The organism is Streptomyces sp. NBC_00996 (assembly GCF_045162675.1).
In the GTDB taxonomy this organism is placed as follows: domain Bacteria; phylum Actinomycetota; class Actinomycetes; order Streptomycetales; family Streptomycetaceae; genus Streptomyces.
This window is the reverse complement of the sequence record NZ_CP108723.1, coordinates 5083208-5095887: the sequence shown is the minus strand read 5'-3', so window position 1 is coordinate 5095887 and position 12680 is coordinate 5083208. Positions and strand designations below refer to the sequence as shown.

At 69.5% G+C, this 12680-nt stretch carries 17 protein-coding genes; 15 read left to right on the top strand and 2 right to left on the bottom strand.

Features of this window, described 5'->3' with window-relative positions:
- Positions 1 to 2: 2 nt before the first annotated feature.
- On the bottom strand, positions 3 to 821 hold the full coding sequence (locus OG390_RS24000; protein WP_406170922.1) for a response regulator transcription factor: 819 nt from the start codon (positions 819 to 821) through the stop codon (positions 3 to 5).
- Positions 822 to 1073: 252 nt separating this feature from the next.
- Here OG390_RS24000 and OG390_RS23995 point away from each other — a divergent pair, with 252 nt between their 5' ends.
- From OG390_RS23995 to OG390_RS23955, 9 genes are all read left to right on the top strand, one after another.
- Positions 1074 to 1925 carry an alpha/beta hydrolase gene (locus tag OG390_RS23995; RefSeq protein ID WP_406170920.1) on the top strand — a complete coding sequence of 284 codons (852 nt, stop codon included), beginning with the start codon at positions 1074 to 1076 and terminating at the stop codon, positions 1923 to 1925.
- Between the two features lie 95 nt (positions 1926 to 2020).
- Complete coding sequence (locus OG390_RS23990; protein WP_406170919.1) at positions 2021 to 2275, top strand: MoaD/ThiS family protein; 255 nt, start codon at positions 2021 to 2023, stop codon at positions 2273 to 2275.
- Positions 2276 to 2283: 8 nt separating this feature from the next.
- Positions 2284 to 3525: a hypothetical protein gene (locus tag OG390_RS23985; protein WP_406170917.1), complete on the top strand. Its 1242-nt coding sequence runs from the start codon at positions 2284 to 2286 to the stop codon at positions 3523 to 3525.
- A gap of 205 nt (positions 3526 to 3730) precedes the next feature.
- Positions 3731 to 4474 carry a DUF2993 domain-containing protein gene (locus OG390_RS23980; protein ID WP_406170915.1) on the top strand — a complete coding sequence of 248 codons (744 nt, stop codon included), beginning with the start codon at positions 3731 to 3733 and terminating at the stop codon, positions 4472 to 4474.
- 215 nt (positions 4475 to 4689) lie between these two features.
- On the top strand, positions 4690 to 4770 hold the full coding sequence (locus tag OG390_RS23975; protein WP_350310325.1) for a putative leader peptide: 81 nt from the start codon (positions 4690 to 4692) through the stop codon (positions 4768 to 4770).
- 144 nt (positions 4771 to 4914) lie between these two features.
- On the top strand, positions 4915 to 5760 hold the full coding sequence (locus tag OG390_RS23970) for a sulfurtransferase (protein WP_406170913.1): 846 nt from the start codon (positions 4915 to 4917) through the stop codon (positions 5758 to 5760).
- Between the two features lie 38 nt (positions 5761 to 5798).
- Complete coding sequence (locus OG390_RS23965) at positions 5799 to 6086, top strand: DUF1416 domain-containing protein (RefSeq protein ID WP_054232391.1); 288 nt, start codon at positions 5799 to 5801, stop codon at positions 6084 to 6086.
- A gap of 155 nt (positions 6087 to 6241) precedes the next feature.
- The gene (locus OG390_RS23960; RefSeq protein WP_037650795.1) at positions 6242 to 6502 is read left to right on the top strand and encodes a DUF3099 domain-containing protein; all 261 of its coding nucleotides are present in this window, start codon (positions 6242 to 6244) and stop codon (positions 6500 to 6502) included.
- A gap of 48 nt (positions 6503 to 6550) precedes the next feature.
- Complete coding sequence (locus OG390_RS23955) at positions 6551 to 6997, top strand: VOC family protein (RefSeq protein WP_406170911.1); 447 nt, start codon at positions 6551 to 6553, stop codon at positions 6995 to 6997.
- Between the two features lie 16 nt (positions 6998 to 7013).
- Here the strand turns inward: OG390_RS23955 and OG390_RS23950 are convergent, their stop codons facing one another.
- A complete protein-coding gene (locus tag OG390_RS23950) occupies positions 7014 to 7376 on the bottom strand; it encodes a DsrE family protein (protein ID WP_406170909.1) in 363 nt (120 codons plus the stop codon).
- Positions 7377 to 7640: 264 nt separating this feature from the next.
- Between OG390_RS23950 and OG390_RS23945 the strand changes: the two genes are divergently transcribed.
- From OG390_RS23945 to OG390_RS23920, 6 genes are all read left to right on the top strand, one after another.
- A complete protein-coding gene (locus OG390_RS23945) occupies positions 7641 to 8351 on the top strand; it encodes a hypothetical protein (RefSeq protein WP_406170907.1) in 711 nt (236 codons plus the stop codon).
- 284 nt (positions 8352 to 8635) lie between these two features.
- The gene (locus OG390_RS23940; protein ID WP_406170905.1) at positions 8636 to 9415 is read left to right on the top strand and encodes a hypothetical protein; all 780 of its coding nucleotides are present in this window, start codon (positions 8636 to 8638) and stop codon (positions 9413 to 9415) included.
- Positions 9412 to 10287, top strand: coding sequence for a hypothetical protein (locus OG390_RS23935; protein WP_406170903.1), 876 nt, complete (start codon positions 9412 to 9414; stop codon positions 10285 to 10287). Before OG390_RS23940 ends, OG390_RS23935 begins: the two co-directional genes overlap by 4 nt.
- Before the next feature lie 226 nt (positions 10288 to 10513).
- Positions 10514 to 11089 (top strand): FABP family protein, encoded by a 576-nt coding sequence (locus tag OG390_RS23930; protein ID WP_406170901.1) that lies wholly within the window; start codon positions 10514 to 10516, stop codon positions 11087 to 11089.
- A 65-nt stretch (positions 11090 to 11154) separates the two neighbouring features.
- Positions 11155 to 11577: a Fur family transcriptional regulator gene (locus tag OG390_RS23925; protein ID WP_369247531.1), complete on the top strand. Its 423-nt coding sequence runs from the start codon at positions 11155 to 11157 to the stop codon at positions 11575 to 11577.
- Between the two features lie 113 nt (positions 11578 to 11690).
- Positions 11691 to 12656, top strand: coding sequence for a YgfZ/GcvT domain-containing protein (locus tag OG390_RS23920; protein WP_406170899.1), 966 nt, complete (start codon positions 11691 to 11693; stop codon positions 12654 to 12656).
- The last annotated feature ends 24 nt before the right edge of the window (positions 12657 to 12680 follow it).

Below are 12680 nucleotides of genomic sequence, written 5' to 3'. Positions count from 1 at the left end.
ACCTACCTCTGGGCAGGGCGTACGGCGGCTTCCTCTGCCTCCGCTGCGGCCTCCACCGTGTCGACCGCGTCCAGGTGCGCCGTCTCGTCCGCATCATCCGGCTTTGGCTGGGCGGCGTTGGCCCTCGCCCCCTCGGCGGCGCGGTCCACCTTCTCGGGAGTAACGAATCGATAACCGACGTTCCGCACGGTTCCGATGAGCGACTCGTGCTCGGGTCCGAGCTTCGCGCGCAGTCGTCGTACGTGGACGTCGACGGTCCGCGTGCCACCGAAGTAGTCGTAGCCCCAGACCTCCTGGAGCAGCTGGGCGCGGGTGAACACGCGGCCCGGGTGCTGCGCGAGGTACTTCAGGAGCTCGAACTCCTTGAAGGTCAGGTCGAGGACCCGGCCCTTGAGCTTGGCGCTGTACGTCGCCTCGTCCACGGAGAGATCGCCGTTGCGGATCTCCATGGGGGAGTCGTCGCTGACGATCTGCTGGCGGCCCATGGCGAGCCGCAGGCGGGCCTCGACCTCGGCCGGACCGGCCGTGTCCAGGAGTACGTCGTCGATGCCCCAGTCGGCGGTGACGGCAGCGAGACCGCCTTCGGTGACGACGAGGATGAGGGGACAGCCGGGGCCCGTGGAGCGCAGCAGCTGGCACAGGCTGCGGACCTGCGGGAGATCACGGCGCCCGTCGATCAGGATCACGTCGGCACCCGGGGTGTCGACGAGAGCGGGGCCTTCCGCCGGAGCCACTCGCACGTTGTGCAGGAGCAGGCCGAGGGCGGGAAGCACCTCCGTCGACGGCTGAAGGGCATTGGTCAGGAGCAGCAGAGAACTCATCGCGCCCCACCTGCCTGGGTCGTCCTACGTTCGTGCACGGTTCGCTCGCCCATAACGTCTGGTTCCTCCTCGGTCCCTGCGAGGACGTTTGCGGCACTGCTCTGTACGTGCGGCTCCCGCGCCCCTGGGATCCGCTGTGCATTCAAGGCCGCGTACACCTGCGGTTTCCCGCTTCGTATACAACCCTTCCGAAAGCACAAAAGGACCCGGGGGCTACGCTGCCCGAGTCCTCTTCCCAGCAGAATAGCCCACATGAGCTCAGGCCCGGCAGGTCATGTGACGCGATCTTCCAATAGTCCACACCGTGAGACAGCGTCCCGCACCCCGTTGCGGACGTTTCTGCGCACGGTCGACGGGGTGACGATCGATGCGGCGTACGACCCTGCAACGGGGCCTTCCGGCGACCTCGCGATCGTTGTCGCGCACGGTTTCACGGGCGACCTGGAGCGCCCGCACGTGCGCCGCGCGGCGGGTGTCCTCGGGCGGAACGCGGCGGTGGTCACCTTCTCCTTCCGTGGTCACGGGGCCTCCGGCGGCCGCTCGACGGTCGGCGACCGGGAGGTGCACGACCTGGCGGCCGCGGTGGCGTGGGCGCGGGAGCTGGGGCACCAGCGGGTCGCCACCGTCGGGTTCTCGATGGGCGGCTCGGTGGTGCTGCGGCACGCGGCGCTGCACCGAGTGGCCGGTTCGGAGCACGAGGGGCGCACGGAAGCGCATGCGGACGCGGTGGTTTCGGTGAGCGCACCAGCCCGTTGGTACTACCGGGGTACGGCCCCTATGCGGCGGGTGCACTGGCTGGTAACCCGGCCGGTGGGGCGGACCGTGGGCCGCTACGGGCTGCGGACGCGGATCCACCACCGCGAGTGGGACCCGGTGCCCGCCTCCCCCGTCGAGTCGGTCCCCCTCATCGCGCCCACCCCGCTGCTGATCGTCCACGGCGACCAGGACGGCTATTTCCCGGTGGACCACCCGCGGATGCTGGCCGAGGCCTCCGGGGACCACGCCGAGCTGTGGCTGGAGCACGGCATGGGCCATGCCGAGAACGCGGCCGACGACGAGCTGCTCGCCCGGATCGGGGACTGGGTGGCCGCGCACGCGGGCTAGCCTGACGGTGTTCACAGGATCCGCCGACGTACGCGATCCGGATCCACTGATGTACGCGATCCACCGGGTCACGTATCCACTGATTGAGGAACGAGATGGCAAAGGGCACGGTGCGTTACTGGGCCGCCGCCAAGGCCGCGGCAGGCGTCGCCGAGGAGCCGTACGACGCGAGCACGCTCGCCGAAGCGCTCGACGCGGCCCGCGGGCGACACCCCGGCGAACTCGTCAGCGTCCTGCGGCGATGCTCCTTCCTCATCGACGGTGACCCCGTGGGGACCCGCGGGCATGAGACGGTACGGCTGGCCGAGGGCGGCACGGTCGAGGTGCTCCCGCCGTTCGCAGGAGGGTGAGCGAGACGATGAGCAACCAGCCGTATGAGTCCCCGTACGAGCCGCCGTACGAGGGGTACGACCCGTATCAGCAGCCCCAGCAGTCTCCGCAAGCCGCGCAGCAGCCCGAATGGCAGCAGTACACCCAGCAGTGGGAGGGGCAGACCTGGGAAACGCAGGCGCAGGCGCCGGTCTCCGCGGCGGACACGGCATATCTGCCTCCCCAGGGGTATGCCGAGCCGTCTCCTTACGGCACCGTCGGTCAGCCCCTGCCGCCGGAGGCGCCTGCTTCCCAGTGGACCGGGGTTGCCGGTTCTGCTTACGGCCCCGGTTACCCGGCGCCCGGCGACGGCGGCTTTGCCCACGCGTCCGGCCTGGGGGTCCCCCCGGGGCCTTCGGACGCCGGGGGAGGGACGACAGCCCGAACGGGGAGCAGCAGCCCCCAGGAGCCGTCCGTCCCCGTTGCCGAGCCTGCCCCCGGCTACGGTCCCCCCACCATGACCGGCAACCCCCGCATCACCGACGCCCAGCGTGCCCGTGCCGAAGGACGGTCGCCGATCATCGAACCCGGGATGCAGCCGGCCGCGCTCACGGCGGGGCTGGGGCTGCTGCTGTCCGGTGCGGCGGCGATCGGGGAGTACGCACTCGTCGTACCCCTCGTGCTGCTGCAGGCCGTCACGGCGGCGGGATGGTTCCGGCTGAACGGGATGTGGCCCGCCCGGCAGGGCATCGCGCTGGCGTTCCTCGGCGCGGTGACCGCGGACGTGGCACTGCTCGCGACCGGCCGGGAGAACGCGCCCGCCGCGATCCTCGGCACCCTCGGCGTATGGGTCCTGCTCACCCTCGTCCTGCAACTGCGCAGCCACGCCGACCCGGACACCCGGATGTACGGCCTGATGGCGACCGTCGCCTCGGCCGCGCTGGCGATCGTCGCGGCCGGGCATCTCGCCGCGGAGCCGGACGCCGTCACGGTGGGCGCGGCCGCCGTCGCCGTGGCGATCCTCGCCCGTGCGCTGCCGCTGCCCACGGCGGCCTCCGTGGTGGTCGCGCTGCTGGCCGCCGCGGGCGCCGGCATCGCGGTCGGCGGGATGACCGACTTCGGGTCGCGGGGTGCCTTCCTCGGCCTCGGCGCGGGCGTCTGCGCGCTGATCGGCCACCGGGTCGCGAGCTACGACTACCCGTCCCGTTTCGTCCACTTCACCGCGGGCGTGGCCCTTCCGCTGGCCACCGCGGCCCCGGCCGTCTACCTGCTGGGCCGCGCGCTCGGCTAGGTCCCGTCGTCGAACTCCCGTCGTCCGTCGGAGCGTGGGGCAGGCGGGAGTTCTGACGACAGGGCCTGGCGGCGCGGTTCGTCACAGCTGATCGACAAGCAACCCGAAGGGCCCCCGACACGGGGGCCCTTCGGGGTTAGGCTCGCGAATTGACGGCCACTCGGTCGTTGAGACCGGGTCTGCCGAGGTGGGGGAAACACCGAGCATGCGCGCACTGCGAATCATCCTGATCGTCGCCGTCATCCTGGGCGGCCTGTTCGTGATCGCGGACCGGGTGGCGGTCGGGTTCGCGGAGGACAAGGCGGCCGACCGGATCAAGAGCACCGAGGGGCTGGCCAGCACCCCCGACGTGTCCATCGAGGGCTTCCCCTTCCTCACCCAGGTCGCCGGCGGCGAGCTCGACGACGTGAAGATCGGCATCAAGAACTACGAGGCCTCGACGGGCGGCACGGGGGCCGCCGCCTCCACGATCCGCATCGACGACCTCAGCGCCGAGATGCACGGCGTCGTCTTCAACGGCGACTACAGCTCCGCCACCGCGGACAGCGCCACCGGCACCGCGTCCATCTCGTACGCCGAGCTGTTGAAGGCCGCCAAGGCCGAGCCCACCCAGGTCGCCTCGGGTGTCAGCGCGCGGGTGATCGGCCTCTCCGACGGCGGCAACGGCAAGATCAAGGTCACCATCGAGGCCACCGTCCTCGGCACCAAGCTGCCTCAGCCGGTCTCCGTGCTCAGCTCCGTCAGCGTCTCGGGCGACACCGTGAAGGTGCACGCCGACTCCCTGCCCAAGCTGGGCGTTGAGCTCGCCGAGGGCCGGATCCGGGCGATCACCGACTTCCAGCAGAAGATCGACGAACTGCCCGGCGGCATCCAGCTCGACAAGGTCGAGGCGGCGAAGAGCGGCGTCGACCTCTCGGTGAAGGGTTCGGACGTCAAGCTGGTCGGGTAGGCACGGGCCGGGGGCCGTGGAGGGCCGATTGTCCGAAGAGCGAGACGGCCTGGTCCGTACCGCAGATGCGCTATCGGTGTGACGACGGAAAACGAGCCCCGGAAACCGGGCGGGCGCGGCCTCGACCTTCATCGCATCCCACATCGCGGACGATCGCGTCTCAATATACGACACGCCGGTGACATGCCCGCCTGTCCGTCCCTACGATCGGACGCATGAAGCGACAGGCGGATCTCACGAAGCGGCGGGCAGTAGACCTGTGCCGCGTCGCCGCCATGCTCTGTCGCACCTTCTGAGCGGAAGCGTTCGTACTTCCGCGAGCCGGGCCCCTGGACCTCTCTTGTCGGGGCCACCCCTGCGCCACGCAGCCGTCACCGGCATGACCGCGCACCCCTCTTCAACGCACCGCCCCGCCGCAACTGCCCCGGAGGAGAACGAGCATGAGCCGCAGCGACGTCCTGGTAGACGCCGACTGGGTCCAGGACCACCTGGACGACCCGAACGTGGCCGTCGTCGAGGTCGACGAGGACACGTCCGCGTACGAGAAGAACCACATCAAGAACGCCATCCGGATCGACTGGACCAAGGACCTCCAGGACCCGGTCCGTCGTGACTTCATCGACCAGGAGGGCTTCGAGAAGCTCCTCTCGTCGAAGGGCATCGGCAACGACACGCTCGTCGTCCTCTACGGCGGCAACAACAACTGGTTCGCCTCGTACGCCTACTGGTACTTCAAGCTCTACGGCCACGAGAACGTGAAGCTCCTCGACGGCGGCCGCAAGAAGTGGGAGCTCGACTCCCGCGACCTGGTCGACGGCTCGCAGGTGCCCGAGCGCGCCGCGACCGAGTACCAGGCCAAGGCCCAGAACACGGCGATCCGCGCCTTCCGCGACGACGTCGTCGCCGCGATCGGCTCGCAGAACCTGGTCGACGTGCGGTCGCCCGACGAGTTCAGCGGCAAGCTGCTCGCCCCGGCCCACCTGCCGCAGGAGCAGTCGCAGCGTCCGGGCCACATCCCGTCCGCGCGCAACATCCCGTGGTCGAAGAACGCCAACGACGACGGCACCTTCAAGTCGGACGACGAGCTCAAGGAGCTCTACGCCGAGGAGCAGGTCGACCTCGCCAAGGACACCATCGCGTACTGCCGTATCGGTGAGCGTTCCGCGCTCACCTGGTTCGTGCTGCACGAGCTGCTCGGTGTGGAGAACGTCAAGAACTACGACGGCTCCTGGACCGAGTACGGCTCCCTGGTCGGCGTCCCGATCGAGCTCGGCGCCAACAAGTAACCCTCAAGGCCTGACGTACTGAAGGACGGAATCGACATATGTGTGGAGCGAAGGCCGGCGGCCCCGACGCCTCGACGATCAAGCCCGGTGAGACCACGATCCAGGGCCAGGTGACCCGCGACGGCGAGCCGGTCACGGGTTACGTCCGCCTCCTGGACTCGACCGGCGAGTTCACCGCCGAGGTCCCGACCTCGGCCACCGGACAGTTCCGCTTCTACGCGGCCGAGGGCACGTGGACCGTGCGGGCCCTGGTGCCCGGCGGCACCGCCGACCGCACGGTCGTCGCCCAGACGGGCGGCCTCGCCGAGGTCGCGATCGCCGTCTGAGAGGCGGACCGCCGTCGCTGACGGCAGTCACCTGAACGGCTGAAGGGCCGCACCCCCGGGGGTTGGACGCTTACCGGATCGGGGTGCGGCCCTTCGGCTTGCCCAGAGGCTCTCCGCCCGTGCGCCGAGGGCTTTCGCGGGCCTACGCTGGGTGTATGTACGCACGACGGCGTCACGTGTACTTCGCCATGATGGGGACGTGCATCGGGCTCTTCGTCCTGGCCTGGGCAGTGGTGCGGCTCTGGTCGATTCCGGTGGCCGTGGGGATGTGTGTGGTGGCCATGGTGATTCCGCCGCTGGCCGCGATGGTGGCCAATCGGCGCGGGCCGGAGGACCGGTGGTGGGACGACCCGTCCGGTGATCCCAAGTCCGACGAGTGGTGGGACGAGCTGGACGGCAAGAAGCGGCGGCAGTAGCCGGCGGCGGGTCGGCAGACGGCACGGGGCTGCGGGAGAAAGGCGCATATGTCGCGTACGAGATTGTCCACCGTGGTGTTCGACGCGCCCGACGCACATGTGCTGGCCGACTTCTACATGCGGTTGCTCGGATACGTGGTGCGCGCGGAGGAGCCGGACTGGGTGCTCATCGGCCCGTCGTACGGCGGCACCGCGCTCGCCTTCGAGACCGAGCGGCTCTACACGCCGCCCGTGTGGCCCGCGGGCCCCGGCGACCAGCGGATGATGCTGCACCTCGACATCGAGGTCGACGATCTGGCGGCCGAGACCGCGCGTGCCCTCTCCGAGGGGGCCAGGCTCGCCGAGTTCCAGCCCCAGGAGCACGTACGGGTCTTCCTCGACCCGGCGGGGCACCCGTTCTGCCTGTGGGTGCACACGCACGAGAAACCTCCGAAGCGCCTGAGGCGTCACACGCGTCAGAGCGACTCACTGGACGAGCGGTCGACGGCTCGTTAGACGAGCGGTCGGCGACTCAGTAGACGAGCGCCCGCGTCTCGTCCCCCATCGCCTCCTGCACGAACACCTGCGCGCCCGCGATGCGTACGCCCTTCAGGACGTCCTTCTCCGTGATCTCGCGCCGGGCCGCGCACTGCGTGCACAGGGTGATGCGGCCGGCCGCCAGGATCGAGTCGATCAGGTCGGGCAGCGGCGCCGCGTGCGGAAGCTCGAACTCGGCGGCGCGGCCCGGCAGCGCGAACCACGAGGACTCGCCGGTCAGCCACAGGGAGACGTCGACGCCACTGGCCACGGCCACCGCCGCGACGGTGAACGCCTGTGAGCAGCGCTCCGGAGCATCGGCCCCTGCCGTCACCTTGATCACGAGCTTCTTCGCCATGCCCGAATGGTAGTCCGAATCGTAATGAACTCGCGTGCAACTCCATGCGGTGGTCATGGGTCTCCTGTGCGCGCGGATACGGAATCCGCGTTTCACGTTCCGTGGGGGGACGTCTTGGAAGTCTCGGAAACACCTGAAGCATCTGAAAGGCCTGAAAGACCCGAGGTACCTGAAGTGCCTCGAGTGCTGGAAGTGCCCGAAGGATCGGAAACGCCGGAAGTATCTGAAGCGCCGGAAGTGGCTGAAGCACCGGAAGTGCCGGAAATGCGCGTACGTCGACGTGGGCGTACGACACTGCTGATCGCCACGGCCGCCGTGCTCGGGCTCGTCGCCGGTACCTGCGCCGGTTATCTGGTGCAGGCCGACCGTGAGCCCACCGAGCTGCCGTCGCTGTCGCAGCCGGTGGTCGCGCAGGCCAAGGGCGCGGGCCCCGAGCCTCTGTCGGCCGCGCAGGACCACCGGGTGAAGACCGATGGCGACCTGCGCAAGCTGCTGATCAAGCGGCCGAAGGGGACGCGGGAGGCCGACTGGCTGAGCGACGACGGCTGGATGGACATCGGCGAGTACGCGGAGTCGTTCACGAAACCGGCCGGTGCCTTCAGGGATCTGGTCGGCGACGAGTTCCGTCGCACGGCCGTCACCGGATGGCGCGTCGGGAACACGTACAGCGTCGAGATCCGGCTCGTCCAGTACCGCCAGGAGGAGAACCTCGGCGCGGTCGAAGCGGCCGACGACGGCCACTACTGGGCGGTCGACGAGGACGGCACCCGCAGCTGGGACATCCCCGGCACGGGTGACGGCATGGCGTACGTCCACACCAAGCCCCGCACGAAGGCCGGCTATCTGCCGATGTACGAGGCCGAGGCGCAGGCCCGGCGCGGTGACATCGCCGTGGAGATCTGGGTGAACGACACCAAGCCGATCTCCAAGGCGAAGATCATGGACCTGGCCAAGCGGCAGATGGAGCGGCTGTGACCACCGAGCAATCGACAACACCGGAGCCGGTGGAGCCCGTAAGGCCGACGGAGCCCGCGCAGGCTGTGGAGCCTGTAAGGCCGACGGAGCCCGCGCAGGCTGTGGAGCCTGTAAGGCCGACGGAGCCCGCGCAGGCTGTGGAGCCTGTAAGGCCGACGGAGCCCGCGCAGGCTGTGGAGCCTGTAAGGCCGACGGAGCCCGCGCAGGCTGTGGAACCCGTGGAACCCGTGCAGGCCACGCAGGCTGTGGAGCCCGTGGGTTCCGTGGATTCCGTTCGGGAGCCCGTGTCCGAGGCCGCTCCGAAGAAGCCCGTTCGGCGCGGCCGTATCGCCGCCATCGCCGGTTCCGTCCTGCTCGTCGGTGCCGTCATCGGTGGCGCCGGCTATACCGTCGTGACCGTCCAGGACGCCGACCGGGACGCGGGCGCGCCCGTCTGGAAGCTTCCCAAGGCCGCGAAGGAGGACGCCAAGAAGGCGAAGGCGGCCTCGGGACTCGCCGCCATGCTCGTGCCGTACGAGGCCGACGGCTGGAGCAGGGGCCCGGACATCGCCGAGTTCGGCTCCGACGCCGCGCTCAGCGGGGGCGAGGCCGCCGCCCTGCGCAAGGAGTCGATCAGCGATCTGCCCCGCTCCCAGCGGCGGCGGCTGGAGAGGGAGATCGACAAGCAGCACACCAAGGGCATGGTGATGCGCAGTTACCTGAGCACGTCGAACGCGAGCGACTCCACGCTCTACGCCGAGAGGGCCTTCACCGTGAGCGTCGAGCTGATGCAGATGGAGGACAAGACGGCGGTCCGGAACATGTCGACCTTCCAGAACGAGTTCTTCGACGCTCTCTCGATCTTCCGCAGCGGGCCGAAGATCGAGGGCCACAAGAACGCCAAGTGCTTCCTTCCGCCCAAGGACAAGGAGGAGAAGCTCGACATGATGATCTGCTCCGCCTACGAGGGGAACGTGCTGGTCAGCGTCACCGCGGAGGCGGCCAAGCCGTTGAACACCAAGGGGGTCGCGGCGCTCCTGCGCGAGCAGCTCGACCGCATCGTCGAGCCGGGGGAGGCGGTATGACCGAGCAGACGACACCGATGGAGCCGCAGGCCGTGCTGCCTCCGGTGCCACCGATGCCCGAGGCGGCCCCGCCCGTCCTGGTCGCCGAGCCGACTCCGCGCGTCAAGAAGGACCGTCGCGTCCTGCGTGCCGTGCTGCGCTGGACGGCTGCCGTCGTGGTCTTCGGCGCGGTCGGCACGTCGGCCGCGTACGGCATCACGCGGATGGAACGCACCGACGTACCGGGTCTGGCGACGGAGTCGGACGGGCGCTGGGACTACCCGACGATCACCATGCCGCCGCTGCCCTCGGGCAGCCCGGGTCCGATGGCCGAGTCGAACAAGGCCGGCGCCCACTACGCCGACCTGCGCAAGCTGGTACTCCCCGCCCCCAGGGGGGCGAAGGCCGACGCGGCGCTGCGCGGCGAGGACGGCTGGCTGGCGAGCAAGACCTTCCTGGCGGAGTACGCCGAGAAGGCCGACCGGGAGACTGTCGGGCAGCTGCTGACCGACTCCGGTCTGCGGCACATCGCCGCACGCGGCTGGACCACCGAGGACGGTACGCACACGCGGATCTACCTGCTGCAGTTCGACACCGCGGCCGTCGCGGACGATCTGGTCAGCAGCGACCTGGCGAACTACGACTCCCCGCAGTACGCGGTGCGCGGCGCGGCGCTGACCGAGCGGGACGAGAAGTTCCCGGAACGCGCCGCGGTGGACGACATCACGCGTCTCGCGTACGTGGAGAGCAAGCCGTACGGCGCCGAGCAGGTCCGGCAGTCGTACCTCTCGGCGGGGGACACCATCGCCGTGATCGTCCAGTCACGGAAGGGCACCGCACAGGCGGTCCCGTTCCAGCAGACGGTGATCCTGCAGAGCGAGCTGCTCGGCTGAGCCCGCCAGGGTGCACCTGAAAGAGAGGGCCGGGCCCCACCCGACTAGAGTGGGGTCCGGCTCTTGTGTACACCGCAACCCCCGCTCATCCGAGGAGCACCCGTGGAGATCTTCTTCGAAACCCTGCTGGTCCTGGTCTGCGTCGGCGTGCTCGCCTTCGCCGGGCTGACCGTGAAGAAGCTGTACCAGGGCCAGCGCTGACCCCCATCAAGGAATTTCCGAGCTCATGATCGAGATCCCGTCCGACCTCCACAAGGACCTGGTTCCCCTCGCCTTCCTGCTCGGCAACTGGGCCGGGGCGGGCGTCCACGACTTCCCCGGCTCCGAGAAGTGCAACTTCGGGCAGGAAGTCACCTTCACCCACGACGGGCGGGACTTCCTGGAGTACCACTCGCACACCTGGGTGCTGGACGCGGACGGGAACAAGGTCAGGCCGCTGGAGACCGAGTCCGGCTTCTGGCGCATCGACGACAACCGCAAGGCCGAGGTCGTCATGACCCGCGACGACGGTGTCGTCGAGGTCTGGTACGGCGAGCTGGCCGACAAGAAGCCGCAGATCGACCTGGTCACGGACGCGGTCGCGCGCACCGCGGCCTCGGGTCCGTACAGCGGCGGCAAGCGGCTGTACGGGTATGTGAACAGCGACCTCATGTGGGTCGGCGAGAAGCAGACCCCCGAGGTCGAGTTGCGCCCCTACATGTCGGCGCAGCTGAAGAAGGTCGTCACCCCGGAGGACGTCGAGCGCTGGGCCAAGGCCCTCCCCGACGACATGCCGGACGACGGCATCGCGTTCTTCAAGTAGGTCTTCCAGGGCTTCGAGCAGTTCATCAGGTCGGCAACACCCGGAATGGTCCTAGACTTCCAGGTGTGGTGAGCACCGACTGGAAGAGCGACCTGAGGCAGCGCGGCTACCGGCTGACGCCGCAGCGCCAGCTTGTCCTCGAAGCCGTGGACACCCTGGAGCACGCGACCCCCGACGACATCCTCATCGAGGTGAGGAAGACGGCGTCGGGGGTCAACATTTCCACGGTCTACCGGACCCTGGAGCTCCTGGAGGAGCTCGGCCTGGTCTCGCACGCCCACCTGGGGCACGGCGCGCCGACGTACCACCTGGCCGACCGGCACCACCACATCCACCTGGTGTGCCGCGACTGCACGAACGTCATCGAGGCCGATGTCTCGGTCGCCGCCGAGTTCACGGCGAAGCTCCGTGAGACCTTCGGCTTCGAGACGGACATGAAGCACTTCGCGATCTTCGGCCGCTGCAAGGACTGCGCGGCCAAGAAGTAAGGGCTGCGCGGCCGCGAAGCAGGGACGGCGCGGCCGAGATGGGGTGTCGGGCCAGGAAGCCGGGCTCGGCAAGAAATAAAATCGGCAGCGACTGGGTCGTAGGCTGTGTGGATATGAAGAGCCCCCTGCTGTCCCTGTCCGGCGCCGTTCCCGCCGAGGGCGTGGACGAAGCCGTCGCCGCCCACTACGGCGATCTGTTCCGTGAACAGCGTGCCCTCGCCGACGGCACCGGCTTCGTGGACCTCTCCCACCGCGGTGTCGTCACCGTCACCGGTGAGGACCGGCTCAGCTGGCTGCATCTGCTGCTCACCCAGCACGTCTCGGACCTCCCGGCCGGCCGCGCCACCGAGGCACTGATCCTCTCCGCGCACGGCCACATCGAGCATGCGCTGTATCTCGTGGACGACGGCGAGACCGTGTGGATGCACGTGGAACCCGGCACCCAGGAGGCACTGATCGCCTACCTGGAGTCGATGAAGTTCTTCTACCGGGTCGAAGTCGCCGACCGGACGGCCGACTTCGCGCTCGTGCACCTCCCGGCCGGTTCCATCGCCGGGGTGCCGGAGGGCGTCGTCGTACGCGAGACGCCGTACGGGCGTGACCTCTTCCTCCCGCGTACGGACCTGGAGTCGTACGCGCGGAAGAACGGCCCCGCGGCCGGACTGCTGGCCTACGAGGCCCTGCGCGTCGAGCACCACCGCCCGCGCCTCGGCTTCGAGACCGACCACCGCACCATCCCGCACGAGCTGGGCTGGATCGGCAGCGCGGTGCACCTCCAGAAGGGCTGCTACCGCGGCCAGGAGACCGTCGCCCGCGTCCAGAACCTGGGTAAGCCCCCGCGCCGCCTCGTCTTCCTCCACCTCGACGGCAGCGAGGTCCACCTGCCGCCGCACGGCACCGAACTCCGCCTCGCGGACGAAGGCCCCGACGGCCGGAAGATCGGCTTCATCACCACCTCCGTGCGCCACCACGAGCTGGGTCCGATCGCCCTGGCACTGGTGAAGCGAAACGTGCCGGTCGATGCGGCGCTGGTGGCCGACACGACGGCGGCGGCACAGGAGGTCGTGGTCGAGCCGTAGCCGGCCGTCCCGGCTGCGGGCAGT

What these genes read in the sequence shown, in the direction of transcription:
- OG390_RS24000 (WP_406170922.1), bottom strand. Translation starts at nt 821, where the DNA reads ATGAGTTCTCTGCTGCTCCTGACCAATGCCCTTCAGCCGTCGACGGAG.
- OG390_RS23995 (WP_406170920.1), top strand. Translation starts at nt 1,074, where the DNA reads ATGAGCTCAGGCCCGGCAGGTCATGTGACGCGATCTTCCAATAGTCCA.
- OG390_RS23990 (WP_406170919.1), top strand. Translation starts at nt 2,021, where the DNA reads ATGGCAAAGGGCACGGTGCGTTACTGGGCCGCCGCCAAGGCCGCGGCA.
- OG390_RS23985 (WP_406170917.1), top strand. Translation starts at nt 2,284, where the DNA reads ATGAGCAACCAGCCGTATGAGTCCCCGTACGAGCCGCCGTACGAGGGG.
- OG390_RS23980 (WP_406170915.1), top strand. Translation starts at nt 3,731, where the DNA reads ATGCGCGCACTGCGAATCATCCTGATCGTCGCCGTCATCCTGGGCGGC.
- OG390_RS23975 (WP_350310325.1), top strand. Translation starts at nt 4,690, where the DNA reads ATGAAGCGACAGGCGGATCTCACGAAGCGGCGGGCAGTAGACCTGTGC.
- OG390_RS23970 (WP_406170913.1), top strand. Translation starts at nt 4,915, where the DNA reads ATGAGCCGCAGCGACGTCCTGGTAGACGCCGACTGGGTCCAGGACCAC.
- OG390_RS23965 (WP_054232391.1), top strand. Translation starts at nt 5,799, where the DNA reads ATGTGTGGAGCGAAGGCCGGCGGCCCCGACGCCTCGACGATCAAGCCC.
- OG390_RS23960 (WP_037650795.1), top strand. Translation starts at nt 6,242, where the DNA reads ATGTACGCACGACGGCGTCACGTGTACTTCGCCATGATGGGGACGTGC.
- OG390_RS23955 (WP_406170911.1), top strand. Translation starts at nt 6,551, where the DNA reads ATGTCGCGTACGAGATTGTCCACCGTGGTGTTCGACGCGCCCGACGCA.
- OG390_RS23950 (WP_406170909.1), bottom strand. Translation starts at nt 7,376, where the DNA reads ATGGCGAAGAAGCTCGTGATCAAGGTGACGGCAGGGGCCGATGCTCCG.
- OG390_RS23945 (WP_406170907.1), top strand. Translation starts at nt 7,641, where the DNA reads ATGCGCGTACGTCGACGTGGGCGTACGACACTGCTGATCGCCACGGCC.
- OG390_RS23935 (WP_406170903.1), top strand. Translation starts at nt 9,412, where the DNA reads ATGACCGAGCAGACGACACCGATGGAGCCGCAGGCCGTGCTGCCTCCG.
- OG390_RS23930 (WP_406170901.1), top strand. Translation starts at nt 10,514, where the DNA reads ATGATCGAGATCCCGTCCGACCTCCACAAGGACCTGGTTCCCCTCGCC.
- OG390_RS23920 (WP_406170899.1), top strand. Translation starts at nt 11,691, where the DNA reads ATGAAGAGCCCCCTGCTGTCCCTGTCCGGCGCCGTTCCCGCCGAGGGC.